The organism is Millionella massiliensis, assembly GCF_900104655.1.
GTDB classification, from domain to species: Bacteria; Bacteroidota; Bacteroidia; order Bacteroidales; family Rikenellaceae; genus Rikenella; species Rikenella massiliensis.
Genome location: NZ_FNWD01000002.1, coordinates 1,989,488 through 2,010,499, shown reverse-complemented (window position 1 = coordinate 2,010,499; position 21,012 = coordinate 1,989,488). Strand labels below are relative to the sequence as shown.

At 55.8% G+C, this 21,012-nt stretch carries 23 protein-coding genes and 4 tRNA genes; 7 read left to right on the top strand and 20 right to left on the bottom strand.

Annotated elements, in window-relative coordinates:
• Window positions 1–124: 124 nt before the first annotated feature.
• From rplJ to BQ5379_RS07765, 13 genes are all read right to left on the bottom strand, one after another.
• Window positions 125–655 (bottom strand): 50S ribosomal protein L10, encoded by a 531-nt coding sequence (gene rplJ / locus BQ5379_RS07820; protein WP_071134915.1) that lies wholly within the window; start codon window positions 653–655, stop codon window positions 125–127.
• A gap of 23 nt (window positions 656–678) precedes the next feature.
• Window positions 679–1,368 carry a 50S ribosomal protein L1 gene (gene rplA / locus BQ5379_RS07815; protein WP_071134914.1) on the bottom strand — a complete coding sequence of 230 codons (690 nt, stop codon included), beginning with the start codon at window positions 1,366–1,368 and terminating at the stop codon, window positions 679–681.
• Between the two features lie 19 nt (window positions 1,369–1,387).
• Window positions 1,388–1,828 (bottom strand): 50S ribosomal protein L11, encoded by a 441-nt coding sequence (gene rplK / locus BQ5379_RS07810; RefSeq protein ID WP_071134913.1) that lies wholly within the window; start codon window positions 1,826–1,828, stop codon window positions 1,388–1,390.
• A 70-nt stretch (window positions 1,829–1,898) separates the two neighbouring features.
• The gene (gene nusG / locus BQ5379_RS07805) at window positions 1,899–2,462 is read right to left on the bottom strand and encodes a transcription termination/antitermination protein NusG (RefSeq protein WP_071134912.1); all 564 of its coding nucleotides are present in this window, start codon (window positions 2,460–2,462) and stop codon (window positions 1,899–1,901) included.
• 29 nt (window positions 2,463–2,491) lie between these two features.
• Complete coding sequence (gene secE, locus BQ5379_RS07800) at window positions 2,492–2,680, bottom strand: preprotein translocase subunit SecE (RefSeq protein WP_071134911.1); 189 nt, start codon at window positions 2,678–2,680, stop codon at window positions 2,492–2,494.
• 13 nt (window positions 2,681–2,693) lie between these two features.
• Window positions 2,694–2,767: transfer RNA gene (locus tag BQ5379_RS07795), tRNA-Trp, on the bottom strand.
• 51 nt (window positions 2,768–2,818) lie between these two features.
• On the bottom strand, window positions 2,819–4,006 hold the full coding sequence (gene tuf / locus BQ5379_RS07790; protein WP_071134910.1) for an elongation factor Tu: 1,188 nt from the start codon (window positions 4,004–4,006) through the stop codon (window positions 2,819–2,821).
• A gap of 48 nt (window positions 4,007–4,054) precedes the next feature.
• Window positions 4,055–4,127: transfer RNA gene (locus BQ5379_RS07785), tRNA-Gly, on the bottom strand.
• Window positions 4,128–4,306: 179 nt separating this feature from the next.
• Window positions 4,307–4,389, bottom strand: a tRNA-Tyr gene (locus BQ5379_RS07780).
• 146 nt (window positions 4,390–4,535) lie between these two features.
• Window positions 4,536–4,811, bottom strand: a complete 276-nt coding sequence (locus tag BQ5379_RS11140; RefSeq protein WP_143039421.1) for a hypothetical protein — start codon at window positions 4,809–4,811, stop codon at window positions 4,536–4,538.
• Window positions 4,808–5,188 (bottom strand): helix-turn-helix domain-containing protein, encoded by a 381-nt coding sequence (locus tag BQ5379_RS07775; protein ID WP_071134909.1) that lies wholly within the window; start codon window positions 5,186–5,188, stop codon window positions 4,808–4,810. The genes BQ5379_RS11140 and BQ5379_RS07775 overlap by 4 nt, the downstream gene beginning before the upstream one ends.
• 277 nt (window positions 5,189–5,465) lie before the next feature.
• Window positions 5,466–6,182 (bottom strand): TetR/AcrR family transcriptional regulator, encoded by a 717-nt coding sequence (locus tag BQ5379_RS07770; protein ID WP_071134908.1) that lies wholly within the window; start codon window positions 6,180–6,182, stop codon window positions 5,466–5,468.
• Between the two features lie 6 nt (window positions 6,183–6,188).
• A complete protein-coding gene (locus BQ5379_RS07765; protein WP_159431232.1) occupies window positions 6,189–6,977 on the bottom strand; it encodes a TetR/AcrR family transcriptional regulator in 789 nt (262 codons plus the stop codon).
• Between the two features lie 348 nt (window positions 6,978–7,325).
• Here BQ5379_RS07765 and kbl point away from each other — a divergent pair, with 348 nt between their 5' ends.
• Window positions 7,326–8,516: a glycine C-acetyltransferase gene (gene kbl, locus BQ5379_RS07760; RefSeq protein ID WP_071134906.1), complete on the top strand. Its 1,191-nt coding sequence runs from the start codon at window positions 7,326–7,328 to the stop codon at window positions 8,514–8,516.
• 460 nt (window positions 8,517–8,976) lie between these two features.
• On the opposite strand, the gene BQ5379_RS07755 is transcribed toward kbl, so the two are convergent.
• Window positions 8,977–9,624: an NUDIX hydrolase gene (locus BQ5379_RS07755; RefSeq protein WP_071134905.1), complete on the bottom strand. Its 648-nt coding sequence runs from the start codon at window positions 9,622–9,624 to the stop codon at window positions 8,977–8,979.
• On the opposite strand from BQ5379_RS07755, the gene pyrE reads away from it, so the two are divergent.
• From pyrE to BQ5379_RS07730, 5 genes are all read left to right on the top strand, one after another.
• A complete protein-coding gene (gene pyrE, locus BQ5379_RS07750) occupies window positions 9,625–10,254 on the top strand; it encodes an orotate phosphoribosyltransferase (protein ID WP_071134904.1) in 630 nt (209 codons plus the stop codon).
• A 464-nt stretch (window positions 10,255–10,718) separates the two neighbouring features.
• Window positions 10,719–11,150: a hypothetical protein gene (locus BQ5379_RS07745; RefSeq protein WP_071134903.1), complete on the top strand. Its 432-nt coding sequence runs from the start codon at window positions 10,719–10,721 to the stop codon at window positions 11,148–11,150.
• Between the two features lie 39 nt (window positions 11,151–11,189).
• Window positions 11,190–13,385 (top strand): alpha-N-acetylglucosaminidase, encoded by a 2,196-nt coding sequence (locus BQ5379_RS07740; protein WP_071134902.1) that lies wholly within the window; start codon window positions 11,190–11,192, stop codon window positions 13,383–13,385.
• Entirely contained in the window at window positions 13,352–14,179 is an 828-nt protein-coding gene (locus BQ5379_RS07735; protein ID WP_071134901.1) for a TatD family hydrolase, read from the top strand. Before BQ5379_RS07740 ends, BQ5379_RS07735 begins: the two co-directional genes overlap by 34 nt.
• A gap of 4 nt (window positions 14,180–14,183) precedes the next feature.
• Window positions 14,184–14,699, top strand: a complete 516-nt coding sequence (locus tag BQ5379_RS07730) for a PH domain-containing protein (RefSeq protein ID WP_071134900.1) — start codon at window positions 14,184–14,186, stop codon at window positions 14,697–14,699.
• A gap of 484 nt (window positions 14,700–15,183) precedes the next feature.
• Here the strand turns inward: BQ5379_RS07730 and BQ5379_RS07725 are convergent, their stop codons facing one another.
• The 5 genes from BQ5379_RS07725 to BQ5379_RS07705 form a co-directional block, all read right to left on the bottom strand.
• Complete coding sequence (locus tag BQ5379_RS07725) at window positions 15,184–15,675, bottom strand: pyridoxamine 5'-phosphate oxidase family protein (protein WP_071134899.1); 492 nt, start codon at window positions 15,673–15,675, stop codon at window positions 15,184–15,186.
• Window positions 15,672–16,382 (bottom strand): hypothetical protein, encoded by a 711-nt coding sequence (locus tag BQ5379_RS07720; RefSeq protein WP_143039420.1) that lies wholly within the window; start codon window positions 16,380–16,382, stop codon window positions 15,672–15,674. The genes BQ5379_RS07725 and BQ5379_RS07720 overlap by 4 nt, the downstream gene beginning before the upstream one ends.
• Window positions 16,379–18,016 carry a sulfatase family protein gene (locus tag BQ5379_RS07715; RefSeq protein ID WP_235846045.1) on the bottom strand — a complete coding sequence of 546 codons (1,638 nt, stop codon included), beginning with the start codon at window positions 18,014–18,016 and terminating at the stop codon, window positions 16,379–16,381. Before BQ5379_RS07715 ends, BQ5379_RS07720 begins: the two co-directional genes overlap by 4 nt.
• Before the next feature lie 186 nt (window positions 18,017–18,202).
• Window positions 18,203–18,682, bottom strand: a complete 480-nt coding sequence (locus BQ5379_RS07710) for a NanQ anomerase/TabA/YiaL family protein (RefSeq protein ID WP_071134896.1) — start codon at window positions 18,680–18,682, stop codon at window positions 18,203–18,205.
• A 371-nt stretch (window positions 18,683–19,053) separates the two neighbouring features.
• A tRNA-Pro gene (locus tag BQ5379_RS07705) sits at window positions 19,054–19,131 on the bottom strand.
• 64 nt (window positions 19,132–19,195) lie between these two features.
• Here BQ5379_RS07705 and BQ5379_RS07700 point away from each other — a divergent pair.
• Entirely contained in the window at window positions 19,196–20,056 is an 861-nt protein-coding gene (locus BQ5379_RS07700; protein ID WP_071134895.1) for an alpha/beta hydrolase, read from the top strand.
• A 456-nt stretch (window positions 20,057–20,512) separates the two neighbouring features.
• On the opposite strand, the gene BQ5379_RS07695 is transcribed toward BQ5379_RS07700, so the two are convergent.
• On the bottom strand, window positions 20,513–20,971 hold the full coding sequence (locus BQ5379_RS07695; protein ID WP_071134894.1) for a hypothetical protein: 459 nt from the start codon (window positions 20,969–20,971) through the stop codon (window positions 20,513–20,515).
• Between the last annotated feature and the right edge of the window lie 41 nt (window positions 20,972–21,012).

Here is a 21,012-nt window from a genome sequence, read left to right as displayed (position 1 = left end):
CACGGAACTACTCGGTGTCGCGCCCCTCTTCTTCGGGTTACAAACGGTTTGTTGTTTCCGATGTAATCTTCGGTGATCTCACGCAGCTCGGACGTTTCCGTTCAGGCTGCCGAGCGAACCGATATTACTGAGCCCGGTTTTCAAGGGTTTTGACCAGGCCTGCGATTTTGCCACCGGCGGAACCCTGCAGAGCAGAGATAACGTTTTTGGCCGGAGACTGGAGCAGTGCGATAACGTCGCCGATGAGCTCTTCGCGAGATTTGATGTTGACGAGCTGTTCGAGGGTGTTTTCGCCTACATATACGCATTCATCGACGTAAGCGGCTTTGAGCAGCGGTTTCTCGGCGCCTTTCTCTTTGCGGAATGCTTTGATCAGTTTTGCCGGAGCATTACCGGTGTTCGAGAACATGATCGAGGTCGATCCTTCGAGTACGCCTACCAGTTCGTCCTGGTTTTTGCCGGTCTGTTCGAGAGCTTTGCCCAGCAGGGTGTTTTTCACCACGATGAGTTTGATCTCTTTTTCGAAGCAGCTTTTACGCAGGGCGGCGGTCTGCTCGGCGTTCATGCCCGATATGTCGGTCAGGTAAAAATGCGTATAGGTCCCCAGCTGATCGGCTAAACTTTTGATTACTTCGGATTTTTCTTCCTTTCTCATCTCAATGTCTTATTGTTAGTCGATTAGTCAACGGATTTCGGGTCGATTTGCAGACCGGGGCTCATGGTGGTCGAGAGGTAGATGCTCTTGACGTAGGTGCCTTTGGCTGCGGCCGGTTTGAGTTTCAGGATGGTACGCAGGAACTCTTTGGCATTTTCTTCGATCTTTTTGGGTTCGAAGGAAACTTTACCGATCGAGGTGTGTACGATACCGAATTTGTCGACTTTGAAGTCGATTTTACCAGCTTTGACTTCGTTTACGGCTTTGCCGACTTCCATGGTCACGGTACCCGTTTTGGGGTTAGGCATCAGACCGCGCGGACCGAGGATACGACCCAGAGCGCCGACTTTGGCCATTACGTTGGGGGTACAGATGATGACGTCAACGTCAGTCCAACCGCCTTTGATTTTTTCCACGTATTCTTCGAGACCGACGTAGTCAGCACCGGCTGCCTGAGCTTCGGCTTCTTTGTCGGGGGTGCAGAGTACGAGCACACGAACGGTTTTACCGGTACCGTGGGGGAGGGTCACCACGCCGCGAACCATCTGGTTTGCTTTACGGGGATCCACACCCAGACGTACGTCGATATCGACCGAGGCGTCGAACTTGGTGAAGGTAATTTCCTTGAGGAGTGCGGCAGCTTCGTCAACTTTGAGCACTTTTCCGGGCTCTACTTTAGCCAGGACTGCTTTTCTGTTTTTCGTAAGTTTCATGTGTTCTGACTTTTACTCCTTATTTGTTAGGAAATTCACCCGTTACGCTGATACCCATGCTGCGAGCCGTACCGGCTACCATGCGCATGGCGGATTCAACGGTAAAGCAGTTCATATCGTCCATTTTGCTTTTGGCGATCTCTTCGATCTGTTCCCAGCTGATGGAAGCGACTTTCTTACGGTTCGGTTCAGCGGAACCTGCCTGGATTTTGGTTGCTTCCTTAAGCTGTACGGCCACCGGCGGTTGTTTGACGATAAAGTCGAACGATTTGTCGCTGTAAACAGTGATTACAACGGGCAATACTTTGCCAGCCTTGTCCTGCGTTTTAGCATTGAACTGCTTGCAGAACTCCATGATGTTCACGCCTTTGGAACCCAGGGCCGGCCCTACGGGCGGCGAGGGATTGGCGGCACCACCTTTGATTTGCAGTTTGATGAAACCTGCAACCTCTTTTGCCATAGCTTTTTTCCTTTGAAACACAAAATGCGGATCCTCGCGGACCCACAGTTTGCATCTCGATTGTTGTTAATTACTCTTTTTCTACTTGCATAAAACTCAGTTCCATCGGAGTTTTACGCCCAAATATCTTGACTGAAACCTGGAGTTTCTTACGCTCGTTATCGACTTTCTCGATCGTGCCGACGAAGGAAGCAAAAGGTCCGTCGATCACTTTTACGGATTCGCCTTCCACATAGGGGGTTTCGTTTTCTTCCTCCTGAGTGGCGAGCTCGTCCACACGACCCAAGATCCGGCTGACTTCCTGAGGTCTGAGAGGCGTGGCCTGCAGGGAGGATTCTTTGGTGTCGCTCAGAAAACCGAGTACATTCGGAGCGTTGCGCAAGATATGCGGTATTTCGCCCACGAGGGCGGCTTGAACCAATACGTATCCCGGATACGAGATGCGTTCTTTGGTGATTTTTTTACCGTTACGTACCTGATATACTTTTTCGGTCGGAATCAGCACTTGGGCGATATAGTCTTCGAGGTGAAGGGTACGGATCTCGGATTCGAGATACTCTTTGACCTTTTTCTCTTTACCGCCGATGGCACGCACGACGTACCATTCCAAGACCGGTTTTTCTCCGTTGCTCATTGCTTGGTGCCGAAATTATGTCGTCCGAATTAGTAAAGGATGCTGTAAATGCCTTTCATGATGGTCTCGAAACTGATATCCATGGCCAGAATGACCAGTGCCAGGATCAAAGAGGCAACCATGACCACGATGGCGCTGCCCTGAAGCGAGCTCCATGACGGCCAGGTCACTTTGTGGATCAGTTCGTTGTAGGCTTCTTTGACGTAAGTAGCTTTCATCGCTTTTTTCTTTTGGCAGGGGTGGAGAGATTCGAACTCCCATCAACGGTTTTGGAGACCGCTATTCTGCCCTTGAACTACACCCCTATAAGTAGGCGGCACTGTGTGTCGTGCCGCCTGGGATTATATCGTCGCTAATTAGGCGATGATTTCGGTGATCTGACCTGCACCTACGGTACGGCCACCTTCGCGGATAGCGAAACGCAGACCGACGTTCAGGGCAACCGGGTAGATCAGTTCCACGGTGATGGTCACGTTGTCGCCCGGCATTACCATTTCAACGCCTTCCGGGAGTTGAACTTCACCGGTCACGTCGAGGGTACGCAGGTAGAACTGCGGACGGTATTTGTTGTGGAACGGAGTGTGACGACCGCCTTCTTCTTTTTTCAGAATGTAGACTTCGGCTTTGAATTTGGTGTGCGGGGTGATCGAACCGGGTTTGGCAACAACCATACCACGTTTAACTTCTTTCTTGTCGATACCACGCATCAGCAGACCGACGTTGTCACCAGCTTCACCTTCGTCGAGGAGTTTGCGGAACATTTCGACACCGGTACATACCGATTTCTTAGCTTTTTCGCCGAGACCTACGATTTCGACTTCGTCGCCTACGTGGATCACACCGGTTTCAACACGACCGGTCAGCACGGTACCACGACCGGTGATCGAGAATACGTCTTCAACCGGCATCAGGAACGGTTTTTCGTTGTCACGCGGAGGAATCGGAATGTAGGAGTCAACAGCATCCATCAGTTCCATAACTTTTTCTTCCCACTGCGGTTCGCCGTTCAGGGCACCCAGTGCAGAGCCACGGATGATGGGGGTATTGTCGCCGTCGAATTCGTATTTGTTCAGCAGGTCGCGAACTTCGAGTTCAACGAGGTCGAGCATTTCGGGGTCGTCAACCATGTCGCATTTGTTCAGGAACACGACGATACGCGGTACGTTCACCTGACGGGCGAGCAGTACGTGTTCGTTGGTCTGAGGCATCGGACCGTCGGTTGCAGCCACAACGAGGATGGCACCGTCCATCTGAGCGGCACCGGTTACCATGTTCTTCACATAGTCGGCGTGGCCCGGGCAGTCTACGTGTGCGTAGTGACGGGTTGCGGTGGAGTACTCAACGTGCGAGGTATTGATGGTAATACCACGTTCTTTTTCTTCCGGCGCGTTGTCGATCGAGTCGAACGAACGCAGTTCCGAGAGACCTTTTTTGGCCAGCACGGTAGTGATCGCTGCGGTCAGCGTGGTTTTACCGTGGTCTACGTGACCGATGGTACCGATGTTCACGTGCGGTTTCGACCGGTCGAATTTTTCTTTTGCCATGGGTTGTAAGCGTTTAAATTGTTGTTTTGTTTAGTCTCTATAAAAAAGAGCGGAAGACGAGGTTCGAACCCGCGACCCTTAGCTTGGAAGGCTAATGCTCTACCAACTGAGCTACTTCCGCTTGCTTTTTCACATGAGCAGGCGACCGCAACACCTTCACACCTTCGCGAAGAGACGTTCGCTTGCATTTTTGGACACTCACTCTCGGCCGTCATCGACACCGTGGAGCATCACGCCTTTCCCTACCGGAAGAGGCTCCCGAGACGATTCAGGCCTCAACGGCCGGAGATTTTCGGGTAGTGGGCGGAGATGGATTCGAACCACCGAAGGCGTACGCCAGCAGATTTACAGTCTGCCCCATTTGGCCACTCTGGTATCCGCCCGAAAATTCAACTTTTCAAAACAACGTGCACCCACGAAGAGGGGCATTTCGGACGACAAAGATACGCATTGGTTTTGAATTTGCAAACTTTTTCGTCCTTTATTCGCTTTTTTTCAATCCATTAGCCGTTTTATGGCGTTTCAGCGGCTAAAAACCCTTGTGCAGAACGACTCCTGCGACCAGATAGAGGCTGCGGATACACTCCCGACCGAGGGTCACGAAAGGCTCTCCGGAACCGCTCGGAGCACCAAGCCGCAACTCTCCGGGACGCTCCGGACGTGCATGCAGGGAGCACATGCGCACCCACTCCGCAGTCACGACCAGATAGATTCGACCGGACAGTACCGGATCTGCGGGGGCAACCTGTTTGACCAGCACGAGCGAGGCAGCCGGGAATTCCGATCCGCAGTCACTCCCGGTCACGACGGCGGCAAAATCACAATCCTCGAATCCGGGTATATATATATATGGTCGGAGGCTTCAGCGGGCAGTCGGTCGGCAGCAACGATTCGAAATATATCCTTGTCAAAATACGGGATCGTGCGGTGACGTGTTTCTGTCGCTGGCAGAGCGGGTTGCGGAGCTACCGTCATTTTGCCTTCGCCGGTCAGCAGCCAGGCGATATTAATGTCCGGATACTTCTGTACAATCCTTTGAGCCAACGCTTTGCTGATCCCGTGTTGGCCACGTTTGATCTGATAGATGGTTTCACTCCGCCCCAAACCGATGGCGAGCGCGAACGCATTGGTGGACAATCCGACCATCTTAATCACCTGTTCCAATCGTTGCCAATCTGTCATTTTTTGCGTCGGAGGTATTGTTTGTTACAATATAAAATTGTATTTTTGCAATACAAACTTAGTATTCTTGCGTCGGATGATGCTATTACGGCTCACATCGCCCTTACGGCAAAGATAGGCATTCTCCGACTATACAAGAATATATCAGGAATACCTATTCTACTTATATTATTTTCGTTTCCCTATTTATCAGCGAATGAACGCCCCGCGGTCGAGTACGGATCGCGGGGCGTTTGATATACAGTCATCCGGAGGACGTCGATCTCCCAACCAGAACTTAGGCCGACTGATCTCCGCTCAGGTTGCCGGAGTTGACAATCGTCATGATCTGCGCAAACTCATCACGCCCTTTCTGGCTCAACGACGGATAGAGGGCATGAAGCGACAGAAGGGCCAGGTAGTCGAGCTTCGACTCGACCTCTTCGGGAGCGTAGGCCTGAAAAGCAAAGTTAACGCACCAGCGCATCATCACATAGTGGTACACGTGCGTTCCTTCGATCACCTCGTCAGAGATGCCGGGCTCCAGGTAACCGTTCTGCTTCAGCAGCGACATGACACGGCGCGAGATGGCAAAATGTTCGCTTTCGTTTTCGCGTCCGGCCTGAATGTCACGCGTCATGGCACCAAGGTCGGCACTGCGGAACATCACCACGCCGCGATATTTGTAATTCAGATAGATATTGATGCGGTTGAGCAGATAGAGCTGCTTCATGTCAAGCAGCGTGGTCAGCGACCGCACGACCTGTCCGTACTCTTCGAGGTACTGTTCCCAGAGTGCCACACAGATATCCTCCTTGCGCGAGAAGTGGTAGGTGATATTGCCGGGGCTGAGGCCGAGCGACGAGGCGAGGGTATCGATACGGAAATCGACCATTCCGCGTTCGTTGATGAGTTCCAGCGACCGGCGGAGGATCTGCTCGCGGGTCGAGGGTTCTTCGGGCTGCACGTCGGAAGCTCCCGCTTTTTTTCTGGCAGTTTTGATTTTATCGGGCATCGTCGATTATTTTATCAGGTTAATGATACTGGCGAACTGTCGCTTACCCTCTTCGGTCAGATAGGGCAACAACTGCAACAGCGAAAGACCTACGTAACGGTCGATCTGCGACGTGAGGTTCTGCTCGTCGACCTTCGTGAGGGCATGGTTGAGCCACCAGCGCAGCATGGTCACCTGCGAGTTGAAGGTCAGCTCGCGCAACTCGGAGTCCTCAATCGGTTTCATGTAACCGTTCCGGGCCAGTGTGTCGTAGCTGGCGAAGATTTTTTCGCGACTGAGTTCGATTTCCTTGCGGAATGCGGCGTTCTCGCGACGCAGCGCACCCATGTCGCCGTAGTAGTAGCAGATAACACCGACATACGACACGGCCTTGGCGGCAGCCGTGCGGAAATAGAGGAAAAGCTGCTTGATGTCGAGCAGCGGCGTGAGCATCTCTTCGGTGGTGTCACGCATCACCGAGATATACTCTTCCCAGATTGCGGTAATGATATCCTCCTTCTTGGGGAAGTGATAGGTGATATTGCCGGGGCTGAGCGAAAGGGTCTGTGCCAGCGTCTCGATCCGGAAATCGACCACGCCGGTACGGTTGATGATTTGGTTGGCACTGGCAATAATCAGTTCACGCGTGGAGGTGCCGGCACGTTTGGCCGCCAGACGGCTCAATTTCGCAGCTTCGGATTTCACGCCCCGCGGGCCGGCCACCACCGGTTTGTCGGTCTTGCGCGGACGCCCGGGCCGCCGCTTGGGAGGAGTCTGCTGAACGGTTTCGCGCGGCTCTTGCTTTTCTGTTTTCACCTGTGAGCTCATCTTGATATTCGTATGCTTAAATCGTAATTTTTTATTTGCAGGCTGGCCAAAACCAGTTTTGTTTCGAAAGTTCTACAACTACTCTATTAAAACGTGTCAAAATGCTGTAATATTGCACATCTTCTACGAAAAGGGCACAAATTTAAACACTTCGACAGAAACAATCCAAATTTTTCATTCTTTCTCCGAATTATTCGTAGCCACAACCGCTCCGCCAGATTCCCTCACAGACCCGTCGAAAACCCAGCCGCACCCACCGGAAACAAAGCAGGGAAACGGGCATTGCTTTTCTTCCGCCAAAAGAATAACTTTGCGGAAACTAAACTCACAAATGCTATGTACGGCAAAGTTAAACAATATCTGACGGACGAACTGGCCGCCATCGAGGCCGCCGGCCTTTACAAAAAGGAACGGATCATCACCGGCAGTCAGCAGGCAGAAATTACAGTAACCGGCAATAAACAGGTACTCAACTTTTGTGCCAACAACTACCTAGGTCTCTCGAACAACCCCCGACTGATCGAAGCCGCCAAGCGGGCCATGGACACGCACGGCTACGGCATGTCGTCGGTACGCTTCATCTGCGGTACGCAGGACATCCACAAAGAGCTCGAAAAAGCCATCTCGGACTACTTCGGCACCGAAGAGACGATTCTCTACGCCGCCTGCTTCGACGCCAACGGCGGTGTGTTCGAACCGATCCTCAGCGAAGAGGACGCCATCATCTCCGACTCGCTCAACCACGCCTCGATCATCGACGGGGTGCGTCTCTGCAAGGCCAAACGCTACCGCTACGCCAACGCCGACATGGCCGACCTTGAAAACCAGCTGAAACTGGCCCAGGCCCAACGCTTCCGCATCATCGTCACGGACGGCGTCTTCTCGATGGACGGCAACGTGGCCCCGATGGACAAGATCTGCGAACTGGCCGAAAAATACGAAGCCCTCGTGATGGTGGACGAATGCCACTCAGCCGGCGTGGTCGGCAAAACGGGTCGCGGCGTCACCGAACTCTTCGACGTCCGCGGACGCGTCGACATCATCACCGGTACGCTGGGCAAAGCCTTCGGCGGTGCCGTCGGCGGCTTCACCACCGGTCGCAAGGAGATCATCGACATGCTGCGTCAGCGGTCACGCCCCTACCTCTTCTCCAACTCGCTGCCGCCGGCAGTGGTCGGCGCCGGTATCGAACTCTTCAAGATGCTGGCCGAAAGCGACGACCTGCACACCAAACTGGCCGAAAACGTCACCTACTTTCGCGACAAGATGATGGCTGCCGGGTTCGACATCAAACCCACCCAGTCGGCCATCTGCGCCGTGATGCTCTACGACGCCAAACTGTCGCAGGACTTCGCCGCCAAACTGCTCGACGAAGGAATCTATGTCACCGGCTTCTACTATCCGGTTGTTCCGAAGGATCAGGCCCGTATCCGCGTACAGGTTTCCGCCGGTCACGAACGCGAACACCTCGACCGCTGCGTAGCCGCCTTCACGAAAGTGGGCAAAGAGCTCGGCGTACTGAAATAGCCCAGCCTTCTCTTCTCCGGCCGCTCCGCGCCGCCCGAGCGATCCGCGTTGGCCCCCGCCATTCCGAGCAGCACCGATGCACTCCCAACGAGTCCGGTTCGCTTCGGGACACCTCGCGCCAGGTCACCGCACTACACCACTCGGCGTGCCGAACCTCAACGGCCCGGAAGACTACACAACGAACATGTACACAACAAAGGGTCGGTATGACGATCATACCGACCCCTTGTTTTTACTGATCTATCGAATAAGAGAGACAAAAAGCAGGGCGTCCGGTATTTTGACATACCGAACGCCCTGTTTCATATCATTTCGAAGCGGCATCCCTGCCAATCACCCGCCACATACCCTCACCACCACGGCCATCCCGCTTTACCTTGCCAATACGCCTCGCAGCCGCACACACGTCAACGCAACGCCTTGCACCGCAAGCCGCCGCCAGCATCATTCACGGCCACTCCTAATGTTTCGCCGCAGCGGCAAATACCTCGCGAATCGTAGCGTAGGTATTTTCCACATAGAAATGGATATTGTCCGGAGCGATCCAACGGATATCGGTAATCCCCTCCTCGATCTGAGGCGTCAGTTCGCCCGCTCCGTCATTCGTCATGGCGTACCACGACGTCCGTTTCAGAATCCACTTGCCGTGCAGCTCATAGAGATGATAGGTGCGCGTCAGGAGTTTCCCGAGCTGAAGTCCGGTGATTCCGCACTCCTCTTCGACCTCCCGGACGGCACACTCGGCGATCTGTTCGCCGGGTTCCAGTTTGCCTTTGGGCAGGTCCCAACGGCCGTTGCGGTAGATCATCAGCACCTCGCCGCGCGGAGCCTTGACCAGTCCGCCCCCCGCTTCGATCGGGACGAATTGGGCCCCGAATTCGGCAAAAAGACGTTCAGATTCCTCGTCGGTGGGCGAAACGAAAGCCACGGATTTGGCAGTCTCGAAAATTCTCTGCAAATTTGTTAATCCGAGCATGTTACCAGCCTCGGCGCCCAACGCACCGGTATCGATCACGAGCCACGAAGCATCGGCCGATGCCGACAGGGCGGCGCACTCCACCGGAGTGCCGAACGCGACCACGTTATCTAAATAATAGACTTTTTTCATATGGAAACCGGCAAAAAGATTGCACAAACATTGCTGCAAATTAAGGCAATAAAACTCAGCCCTGCAAATCCTTTCACCTGGGCCAGCGGGTGGCACTCACCGATCTACTGCGACAACCGCAAGACCCTCTCCTACCCCGCCGCACGCAAAGAGATCTATCAGGCATTCGCCCGGATCATCGCCGAGAAGTACCCCCAGGCCGACATCATCGCCGGCGTAGCCACCGGCGCCATTGCCTGCGGCGTGCTGACCGCCGAAGAGCTCGGCAAACCCTTCATCTACGTACGCTCTGCACCTAAAGACCACGGTATGGCCAACCAGGTGGAGGGATACTACGAACCCGGCGCCAAAGTGGTCGTGGTCGAAGACCTGATCTCCACCGGCGGCAGCTCGCTCAAAGCAGTCGAAGCGTTGCGCAACGCCGGATGCGAAGTGTTGGGCATGGTTGCCATATTCACCTACGGTTTCCCGACGGCAACGGCCAACTTTGAGAAAGCGGGCGTCGAACTGGAGACCCTCTCGAACTACAACACCCTGATCGAGCTGGCAGCCGAACAGAACTACATCAAGCCCGAAGAGATGGAGACCCTGCGCGAGTGGCGCAAATCTCCGGACACCTGGAACCGATAACCCCCGGGGCCGAGACCGAAGCCGCAAGCATTGCAAACGAGGAATCGGATCCACAAGTTTCACAAACGCGCGACCGGATTCACAGACACCGCAAACGCAAGACCGTAACCTCAGGCATCGCAGACACGAGGCCGGATCCACAGGCTCCACAAACACCCGCCTTTCGGCCTCACTTCGCGCGGTTCCATCTGCCGAAACTTCCGTCAGCACAGCCGACATTTTTGGAAGAAGACGCTCCCGTACCGGCCTTAATGGCAAACCCGAAAGGGGGAAACACCAGCCCTGGGAAAATATAACCCGCAGTCCGATCGTTCATTCTCCGGCAATTGGGGTCTACGCTTCCCCACAGACAGCACGCCGCTCCCCCGAGGACAAAGGATCGTCCCCACCGGACAACGAACAGCGCCGATCCGCCCGGAGCCGGACAGACCAGACACAAGATACAGAAACCCTTAAAAAACTGCATGAGATACACCAGCAAACAAGTGCAAATCGCACGTCCCGACGAGATGATTTTCCGCGTTCTCTCCAGCTTCGAGAACTTCACCCCCATTCTCGCCGACAAGGTCGACGGCTGGGAAGCCACCGAAGAGACCTGTAAATTCCGTGCCAAAGGCTTTACCGTAGGCCTGAAGATGGCCGAACGCCAACCCAACAAACTCATCAAGGTGTGCCCCGACACCGCTGCCGGCGGCCTGCCCATCCCCTTCACCTTTTGGGCACAGATGAAAGATACGACCCCCGACGGTGCCGTCCGCCCCAATACCCACATGCGCATCGTGCTCGACATCGAGCTCAACCCCATGCTGAAAATGATGGTCGGCGACAAGATGCAGAACGCCGTCGACAACATCGCCCAACAAATCGCCTACGCATTCAACAACGCACATATTTAACCCCCCAACCTGTTTTCATTTCCAAACGCCCCCTACCCCATGCGACGACTGCTCACCCTACTGTTTATGCTCCTCATCGGCCTGCCGCTGTCCGCCCACGCCAAGGCGGACAACCCCGTTGCAGCCCTCGTCGATCGCATCCAACCCGGCCAGAGCTCCCGTTTCATCTTCGAACTCACCGACCAACAGTCACCCGAAGATTTCTTTGAACTCGACACCAAACGCGGCAAAGTCCTGATCCGCGGCAACAACTACCTCTCGATTGCCGTGGGCCTCAACTGGTACCTGAAATACTACGCCGGCATTCAGATTTCGTGGAACAACCCCCACCCCCGGCTGAGCAACGTCCGACTGCCCAAACCCAAGCAGCCCGAACGCCACTCGACCGACATGTTGGTACGGTACTACATGAACTACTGTACCTTCTCCTACTCCACCGCCTTCTGGGACTGGAAACGGTGGGAACAGGAGATCGACTGGATGGCCCTGCACGGCATCACCCTGCCCCTGTCGCTGACCGGCACCGCCACCGTATGGCGCAACACCCTGCAGGAACTCGGATTCAACCAGGAACAGATCGACCGCTTCATCGCCGGCCCCGCCCATCAGGCCTGGTGGCTGATGAACAACCTCGAAGCGTGGGGAGGCCCCAACCCCCAAAGCTGGTACGAAAAACAGACCGAACTCGAACAGAAGATCGTCGAACGCTACCGCGAATGGGGCATCCAACCCGTCTTTGCCGGATATGCCGGCATGATCCCCAACGACAGCACCATGTGGCGCCAGTTGGGACTCACTCAGATCCAGAATCCCGGTCTGTGGTGCGGCTACCAGCGTCCCGCCTTCCTGCAACCCACCGATCCGATGTTCCCCAAGATCGCCGACATCTACTATAAGAACCTCAAAGCCCTCTACGGCGACGACGCCCGATACTTTGCCATCGACCCCTTCCACGAAGGCGGTTCGACCGCCGGCGTCGACCTGCCCCGCGCCGGCGAAGCCATCTACAGCGCCATGAAACGCGCCAATCCCGCTGCCGTGTGGGTGGCACAAGCCTGGCAAAGCTGCCCCCACCCCGAGATGATCCAGGACCTGCCCGGCGGCGACGTGCTGATCCTCGACCTCTTCAGCGAATCCCGTCCCATGTGGGGCGACCCCCAATCGCCCTGGCGGCGTGAAAACGGATACGGCCGTCACGACTGGGTCTACTGCATGCTCCTGAACTTCGGCGGCAACGTCGGCATGTTCGGCAAGATGCAGCGCGTGATCGACGGCTACTACATGGCCAAAGAGATGAAAGCCGCCGACAACCCCCTGGCCCGTTTCATGCAGGGCGTCGGCACCACCCCCGAAGGCATCGAGAACAACCCCGTGATGTTCGAACTGCTCTACGAGCTCCCCTGGCGGCCCGAAAAGTTCGACCGCATGGAGTGGCTCGAAAAATACGTCCTCGCCCGCTACGGACACACCCTTCCCCAGGTGGTCGACGCCTGGAAAATCCTCGCCAACTCCGTCTACGATCCGCCCTACACCAGCGTTCAGGAAGGGACCACCGAATCGGTGCTGTGCGCCCGCCCCGCCCTGCGAGTGGACAACACATCGACCTGGGGCACCGCCAAAATGTACTACGACGCCAAAGAGACCCAACGTGCTCTGGGGCTGATGCTCGAAGTGGCCGACCGATTCCGCGGCTGCAACAACTTCGAATACGACCTGACCGACATCGCCCGGCAGGCCGTAGCCGATAAGGCCAACGTACTGCTCAAGCAGATCGAAGCCGCCTACGACAAAAACGACAGACCGCAATTCAAGAAGCTGTCCGACGATTTTCTGGGATTGATCCTGCTGCAGGACAGCCTGCTCAATTCCCGGACCGAATTCATGGTCGGCCCGTGGATCGAAGCCGCCATGCACTGGGGCTACTACCCCGACGAACAGGACTACTACCGCTGGAACGCCCGTACCCTGCTGACCACGTGGGGCAACCGTCATGCCGCCAACGTCGGCGGCCTGCACGACTACGCCCACCGCGAATGGGGCGGGATGTTACGCGACTTTTACTACCCCCGCTGGAAAACCTTTTTCGACGCGATGAACCGAGGCGAGCAGCCTCCGGCAGACTACTACCCCATGGAAGCGGAATGGACCACTGCCACCCAACCCTACTCCATCAGCGCCGAAACTAATACGATAGATATGGCATGGAAAGTTTACAACAGACTCCTCACTCTGTAACGTCCGCCCCCGTGCAGACCGGTTACATCGACACCCACGCCCACCTTTTCGACGCCGACTTCGACGCCGACCGGGCCGAGACCATAGCACGTGCCGTGGCCGCAGGCGTCAACCAGATCATCCTGCCGGCCGTAGATTCGCGCAGCCACCAAGCCATGATCGACACCGTGCGCCAATATCCCGACGTATGCCACGCCGCCATCGGGATGCACCCCACTTCGGTCAACGAAAACACCAAATGGCGCGAAGAGTTGCAGATCGTCCGCCAGATGCTGCAACAACAACCCGTCAAATGGTGCGCCATCGGCGAAGTCGGACTCGATCTGCACTGGAGCACCAGCTCACTGACCGAACAGTGCCAGGCGCTCGTGATCCAGATGCAACTCGCCATCGAGTACAACCTGCCCCTGATTCTGCACGTGCGTGACGCATGGAACGAAATCTTCCCCCTGCTGGAGCCCCTCCACGGACAGATCCGCGGCGTCTTCCACAGCTTCCAGGGAACCCTGAAAGACTATCAGGAGATCGAGAAACTCGGCGACTTCGCAGTCGGCATCGGCGGGTTCATCACCTACAAGAACTCCTCGGCAGTCAAGGTGGTTGAACACATCCCGATCGAAAACATCGTCTTGGAGACCGACTCTCCCTACCTGACCCCCGTGCCCTACCGCGGAACCCGTAACGAGAGCGCCCACATTCCGGTCATCGCAGCCAAGATCGCCGAAATCAAAGGCATCCCCGTGGAAACCGTAATGGAAGCCACCACCCGGCGGGCTCGCAGCATTTTCTTCTGATCCAATGGCAACGCCGACCGAAATCATCGACCATAAGTTCCGCTTCCGGATCGACAAACGAGCCCGATGGATCACCCTGTTGGCACTGCTGCTCATTGCCGGAGGCGTAGGATGGTTGTTCTACTCCTCCGGCGGCAGCTACCTGCCCGCCTGGGTGACCACCGTCATCATCGCACTGTTACTGCTGGCCGCCCTCTCGATCCCCCGTTTCATGCGCGTCTCGCCACACTCCGTCGAGATCCACTGCGTGATGGAACTGGCCAAGATCCCCGTCCGCGACATCCGGCAGGTGCAGCTGCTCGACCCCGCCGTCATGAAATACTGCATCCCCATCTGGGGCGTTTACGGTATTGGCGGCTACTACGGATACTATTTCAGCTTCCGGGCACGCAAAGTATTTCGCCTCTACGCCTCGCAATGGCGCAACTTCGTACTGATCGAGAACATCTACGAAGACCAGTACGTCGTCAGCTGCGACGACCCCGAAACCTTTATCGCCGCCATCGAGCAATACCAATAGCTTGTTCTGCGGGGGGATAGACAGTGGATGCCGGGACGGAAGAATAGAGCGTGCAGACACAAGGGAATACGGTGAGAATACGCGTATAAGGAAGAGAAAGACCCGAGAGAGGGAAAAGCCAGAGAGAGAAAGGCAGAGACAAGGAGCTCGAAGGTGAGGAAATATGAGCACAGCCCGCGCGATCCCGGAAACTAACCAATCTTGATCTGCCGCCCTCCGGGATACCGGCCACCGCGCCCCCACCCGCAACAACGAGCGACGAGCGTCCGGCAACAGCCGCCCTCCGCAGCACCTCAACCTGCCTGAAGCAACGCCACGATCACACGCCGGGTCGTTCTCCCAACCACACACGAAAAAGCCTGTCACACAGTCCGAGCAACACTTTGCTCCACTGTGTAACAGGCTTTTTTGACTGCACTTTTCCGACGTTCCTGCTCCCAAAAGAAACAGATCAGTCAGCCGTTTGCCAGCATCTGCACGAACGTTATTTCCCAGCGGGAGGAACCCGCTTGCATTTACCCGAGAGATGCTCCACGTCGAGCCTCAACACCACCGTCCGGGCAAACGATCGACGAATATAGGTATCCGGCGCGTCGGCCAGTTCCGGATTATACTTTGCCCTCAGCGCCAGCAACGCTTCCCAGCGTTCCGCATCATCCTCCACGACCGCAAGGCGCCCGAACAGATGGGCCGACTCGTAAGCCGTCGTATAGGGATGCACCTGCGTGGCGCCGACGACGCAGAAACTGACTCGGTCATTGGCCGCGACGGCATCCAACTTGTGCCCCTCGGGAGCACAATGAAAATAGAGACAATGCCGCTCCGGGCGGTAGACATAACTGATCGGGATTCCATAGCCGTACCCCTCCGGCGAGCACATCGCCAGAAAGCCATACTCCCCGCGGGACAACAGCTCCTCCGCGGCAGAGGAGTCGAGCAGGCGGTCCTGCCTCCGTACAGGTCTGAAAGGTGTCATAAATTCTCCTGTTTCAATTTTCGACCGGTCAGCACCGTCACCGACCTGCCGCACAACTTTTCGAACCAATCCAACAGCCCGGCCACACATTCGGTCCGGACAAAAGCAGCCTGTCCCGTCACCGTATGTTCGCCCGAGAGCCAGAAAGCCACCGCCACGGCATACTCCGCTCCGTAGTCCAGCACCAGCAACAGGTCGTCGCGCCAATCCAGCGGCTGGATATAGGTGCGGCTTTCGATCATCAGGGAAGAGGCTGCCAGAAAAGAGACATCCTGCTGCCCGTTCGTCATCGAAACGACCAGGAAAGGATTGATTCGGTTCTGCATCATCGAGACGAAGCGCCCCACGGTCGCACTATCCATAACAGGTTGGATCTGCGTCGCCAATCCGGCTGCCAGATCGGCCCGGGGCACCTCAACAACCGATATCTTTTGCAGCGCGCCGTACCCGGCTCTCCCGATCTGCCCGACCAGCGCCCTGACCTCGTCATCCGCAGTAAACCAACCGGCAAACAACGAATCTTCCGCCAGTTTCCGGATATCGCGAGCCAGCCGATCGGCCGCCGTTATCCAACTGTTCACTGCCGGCTGCTCCAGCGAAGCCGCCCGAGCCGATCCGTTCCGACCGAGACCGCACAACAACGCCAATACGCCGATGCACCACAGGCTCCACCGACGCCAGGTCGAAATCCCCGCGCACCCCATCACTGACGGTCGTTCTGCTTACGCACCTGTTCCAGCATGGCGGCCAGTTCGGCCACCTTTTCGGGATACTGCGCAGCCAGGTTGTTCCGTTCGCCCATATCCTCCACGAGGTTGTAGAGCTGCGGTTCCTTCGAGTTCCCGAGCTCGATGTTCACATCGTTGTTCCGGGCGGCACCGTTGCTCGGGGCAATATACTTCCAGTCATCGACCGTAATGGAGAGCGTGCCGGCATTTTCGACGATATAGGCACGTCCCTTCTTGCGATCCTTGCCGAGCCACACTTCGAGGTGGTTGCGGCTGTCAGGCGCCTCACCGGCAGAGAGCTCCTGCCCCACGAGCGCAGCCAACGATGCAAACCAGTCGACCTGCGAAGCCGCCGCATCGCTAACCTTGCCGGCCGGAATGTGTTTCGGCCAGCGGGCAATGGCAGGCACACGGGTTCCGGCTTCGAAAATGCTGTATTTCCCGCCGCGGAAGCGTCCCCAGGGTTTATGGTCGCCGAGCAGTTCGACCGCCCGGTCCTGATAGCCGTCGTCCACCACCGGACCGTTGTCCGACGAGAGGATCACCAGCGTATTGTCGGCCACCCCCAGCGAATCCAGCGCATCGAGCACCTGTCCGACAGACCAGTCGAACTGCAGAATCGCATCGCCGCGCGGTCCCATGCCGCTCTTGCCGACAAAACGTTCGTGCGGCCAACGCGGCACGTGAATGTCGTTCGTACAGAAATAGAGGAAGAAGGGCTTTGCCTCTCCTTCCGCGGCACTCTGCTGTTCGGCTACGGAACGTTCGATAAACTGCACGGCACGACTGGTAATCGTGTCGGCAATGTTCTCGTCGACCCACAGCGCATCACCGCCGCCGGTCATGTACCCGATCCGGCCGATACCGTTCACGATGGCCATGTCATGTCCGTGGCTGGCCTTCATTTTGAGCAGCTCGGGGTTCTTACGTCCGGTAGGCTCACCGGGAAAAGGTTTCTTATAACTTACCCGAATCGAGTCTTCGGGATGGTTCACCAGATCCAATCCGACCACTCGGCCGTTCTCTATATAGACACAGGGCACGCGATCGGCCGTCGCGGCCATGATGTAAGAGTAGTCGAACCCGATATCCTTCAGACCGGGAGTAACCACACCGTTCCAGTCCTGTTTGCCGGCCTTGTCGCCCAGCCCCAGGTGCCACTTTCCGACGGCCGCCGTGGTATATCCGGCACGTTGCATCATCGCGGGCAGAGTCTGGTGCTGCGGGGTGACGATCATCGCCGCATCGCCTGGGGCAATGCCGGTACCGGGTTCACGCCAGGCATACTCTCCGGTCAGGATGCTGTACCGGGCGGGGGTACTGGTTGCGGCCGTGGCATGGGCATTGGCAAAACGGACGCCCTGTGCGGCCAAACGGTCGACGTTCGGGGTCGAGATGGTCTGAAACGAGCCGTTGCAGGCAATATCGCCAAAACCGAGGTCATCGGCCAGAATAATCACGACATTGGGTTTATTGGGCTCTCCTTTTTTCGATTTGGGAGCGAAACCCGCCGCCTGCGCACCGGTCGTACACAACGCCAGCGAAGCCAACAGGCCCAGATTCAGTTTGCGGTCAATCATGGTATGGATCGAATGGATTAGTAGTTTCAACATTTGCAATAGGGGCAACAAGAGCCTCGGAAGCAGCCTCCGGAATAGTCGCAGAGTGTAACCGCGCAAGCCGATTCGACCGGCAAATATTCCGTCACCGGCCGCCTGTTGCCTTCTCCTGGCCACCGTATATTTCGGGTACAGACGCCTGCTGGCTCTTCTCCCCGAATAATCACGAGTGTCCTATTTCTATTTCCCGGCCACTTTCACTTTAAAGATCGCTTTGCGACATCCCCCGCTTACTCCTTCGGGGCGAATGAGGGGAGCATGGGCGTCCTCGGGGAAAAAGATGACAAACTCGCCGGCCAGTGCCGTCACGGTGCTGGTGGGCATATCCTTATAGAAAACAATATCGTTATCGCCATCGAACTCGCCGCGCGGTTCGGTGCAGGCAGCGCGCTGGGCCCAGCCGAAACTTTCGGCCCCGGCGATCACCACCTGTACGTCGATATAACGGTCATGCGCCTCGAGAGCAGCCTCTTCGGGACGCTTGAGCGCATGGGTGCCCACCATCACAAACAGGTCGTCGCCCTGAATGACGTGTTTTCCGTCGAAAGCCGAATCGGCCATTTCGTCGAGGTGGCTGTCGAGATATTCAAACAGCTGAGGGAAAAGCGGATGCAACGCTTCATATTTGGCGGCGCTGCTTCCCAGCGAATCGTGTATCATGGTTTATGCAATCGTTTGAGTTACGCTAACAAAGATAGAGATTTTCGATAAAACCGGGACACCCCGAACCGCATTTACCTCAAGAAGATCAACAGAAAGCATCCCGGGAACTACATATAGACAGAAAAGTCTACCGCACAGAATACCATAGCGGCAAATGACAATATCCCGCCACTGTAACAAGATCCGATTTCGCAACAGAACGTCCCGCCCGCATGTCCATCCATCCCGCCAAGAGTCCCCCCTACGCCTGCGCACACCGACGAGCGGTCAGAACCGTTTCCTTCCTCCTTCGTCCGGCCCCAAATGACGAATAGCACCAAAACAAAAAGAGGCACCCACGATGGATACCTCTTTTTTAGGAACTTTACTGGTCGGGGTGAGAAGATTCGAACTTCCGACCTCCACGTCCCGAACGTGGCGCGCTAACCGGACTGTGCTACACCCCGAAAATTCCGTGTGCAAATATACGGCAATTTTCTTTATATTTGCAAACATCCCAAAAAATATTTTATGAAAAGATTTTTTCTTTTGTTGGTTTTCGCTCTCCTGACGACGATCAACGCACTGCAAGCCAGCACATTAAAACAAGAATGTTCGTTCGAGAGCAAAATCCTGAATCGCACCGTAAAATATGCGATTTACCTGCCCGACGGCTACGATACCAACGAGCGCACCTATCCCGTACTCTATCTGTTGCACGGTCTGGGCGACGATTACCGCGGCTGGAGCCAACAGGGAGAGGTCCAGGCCATCGCCGACCGGGCCATTGCTTCGGGCGACGCCACACAGATGATCATCGTCATGCCGGACGGATGGCAAACCTGGTACGTCAACCAGTACGACGGCAAGTTCAATTACGAGGAGATGTTCTTTCAGGAGTTGATCCCCCACATCGAACAGACCTACCGCACCCGCACCGAAAAGGAGTATCGGGCCATTGCAGGTCTCTCGATGGGCGGTTACGGTTCGCTGCTGTATGCCCTCCACCACCCCGAACTGTTCTCGGCCTGCTGTCCGCTGAGCGCCGCAGTCTTCACGACCGAAGAGTTGCAAAAAAACGGCGGCACGTTTCCGCAGCTTTTCGAGCAGATTTTCGGTCCGAACATCACGACAGAACATTGGGCCAAAAACAGCGTAATTGACCTGATGGCCGCCATGCCCAAAGAACAGAAAAACGCCGTACGGTTCCGCATCGACTGTGGTGACGACGATTTTCTCTACCGCGGCAACTCCATGCTCCACATCACGATGCGCGACAACGGCATTCCGCACGAATACCGCGTACGGAACGGGGGCCACAGTTGGACCTACTGGCGCACCGGCCTACCGAAAATACTGGTCTTTGTTTCGCAAAGTTTCCGCCGCTCCTAACATCCCGCGACCGGTCAACCCCGCATCCGCATACAAAGCGCCCGTACACAAGCTATTTCCTGCCTGCGTTGCCCAACAAGGTATTCACCAGGCATTCCGCAGGCTATTCGACACAACGGAGGAGCCATTATCCCATAAAATCACGCTCTCCGATAGCTTTCCACACAAGGCTTCTCATACAAAAAGAACGGCAACCTGTCGTAACAGGTTGCCGTTCTTTCATTTCACGTTGCTCGATTCGCACTTTGCCTGTATCCGTTCCGCACGCAATCTTCTCACCTCTATGGCCCCTCCCCTCTTATCACCTCCATACACAGGCACTCCTTACTCTACATACTGCCACACCAAGAATCGGCCACTCGTTGATTTCAACGATTTCAAAAAACGCTCTTCAAAACCGCTCGTCACAACGCCACCTCACGCCTTGCGGCAAGTGCGAAACGTTTGCCCTCCGGACTAGAAGGTATAGCGGATCTTAAACGCTGCGAGATCCCACTGTGAATGGGGCGTAAAGTTGATGTTCGGTTTGTAGTCTACAGCCAACGCGATAGGAGCACCTGCAAACTTGTATTCAAAACCGACTGTCGGATCCAGACCGATCGCAAAATCGGACTCTTGGTGTTTACCCAGGTGCAGCACACCAATATTCAAACCACCACCGGCATAGAGGCTGAAGCCCGTAGCCAGCGGAACATGATACTGGTAAACGGCCGACAACATTACCCCGTCACAACCGAGGTTATAGCCGAACTGCGCCTCAATGGCGCTCCGTTCACCCAGAAAGTGTTTAAAACCGAATCCCATATCGGCACCGAGGTTCACTCCGATCGCCGTATTGTACTCTTGTGCCTGAGCTGACTGAATAGATGCCACGGGCAGCAACAGGGCTGCCAATGCAATAATCAACTTTTTCATTGTCAATGGATTTTAGTGAATAATTCGGTAATAAATATACG

Coding starts and splice junctions, on each gene's coding strand:
- rplJ (WP_071134915.1), bottom strand. CDS start 655: ATGAGAAAGGAAGAAAAATCCGAAGTAATCAAAAGTTTAGCCGATCAG.
- rplA (WP_071134914.1), bottom strand. CDS start 1,368: ATGAAACTTACGAAAAACAGAAAAGCAGTCCTGGCTAAAGTAGAGCCC.
- rplK (WP_071134913.1), bottom strand. CDS start 1,828: ATGGCAAAAGAGGTTGCAGGTTTCATCAAACTGCAAATCAAAGGTGGT.
- nusG (WP_071134912.1), bottom strand. CDS start 2,462: ATGAGCAACGGAGAAAAACCGGTCTTGGAATGGTACGTCGTGCGTGCC.
- secE (WP_071134911.1), bottom strand. CDS start 2,680: ATGAAAGCTACTTACGTCAAAGAAGCCTACAACGAACTGATCCACAAA.
- tuf (WP_071134910.1), bottom strand. CDS start 4,006: ATGGCAAAAGAAAAATTCGACCGGTCGAAACCGCACGTGAACATCGGT.
- BQ5379_RS07775 (WP_071134909.1), bottom strand. CDS start 5,188: ATGACAGATTGGCAACGATTGGAACAGGTGATTAAGATGGTCGGATTG.
- BQ5379_RS07770 (WP_071134908.1), bottom strand. CDS start 6,182: ATGCCCGATAAAATCAAAACTGCCAGAAAAAAAGCGGGAGCTTCCGAC.
- kbl (WP_071134906.1), top strand. CDS start 7,326: ATGTACGGCAAAGTTAAACAATATCTGACGGACGAACTGGCCGCCATC.
- BQ5379_RS07755 (WP_071134905.1), bottom strand. CDS start 9,624: ATGAAAAAAGTCTATTATTTAGATAACGTGGTCGCGTTCGGCACTCCG.
- pyrE (WP_071134904.1), top strand. CDS start 9,625: ATGGAAACCGGCAAAAAGATTGCACAAACATTGCTGCAAATTAAGGCA.
- BQ5379_RS07745 (WP_071134903.1), top strand. CDS start 10,719: ATGAGATACACCAGCAAACAAGTGCAAATCGCACGTCCCGACGAGATG.
- BQ5379_RS07740 (WP_071134902.1), top strand. CDS start 11,190: ATGCGACGACTGCTCACCCTACTGTTTATGCTCCTCATCGGCCTGCCG.
- BQ5379_RS07735 (WP_071134901.1), top strand. CDS start 13,352: ATGGAAAGTTTACAACAGACTCCTCACTCTGTAACGTCCGCCCCCGTG.
- BQ5379_RS07730 (WP_071134900.1), top strand. CDS start 14,184: ATGGCAACGCCGACCGAAATCATCGACCATAAGTTCCGCTTCCGGATC.
- BQ5379_RS07725 (WP_071134899.1), bottom strand. CDS start 15,675: ATGACACCTTTCAGACCTGTACGGAGGCAGGACCGCCTGCTCGACTCC.
- BQ5379_RS07715 (WP_235846045.1), bottom strand. CDS start 18,016: ATGTTGAAACTACTAATCCATTCGATCCATACCATGATTGACCGCAAA.
- BQ5379_RS07710 (WP_071134896.1), bottom strand. CDS start 18,682: ATGATACACGATTCGCTGGGAAGCAGCGCCGCCAAATATGAAGCGTTG.
- BQ5379_RS07700 (WP_071134895.1), top strand. CDS start 19,196: ATGAAAAGATTTTTTCTTTTGTTGGTTTTCGCTCTCCTGACGACGATC.
- BQ5379_RS07695 (WP_071134894.1), bottom strand. CDS start 20,971: ATGAAAAAGTTGATTATTGCATTGGCAGCCCTGTTGCTGCCCGTGGCA.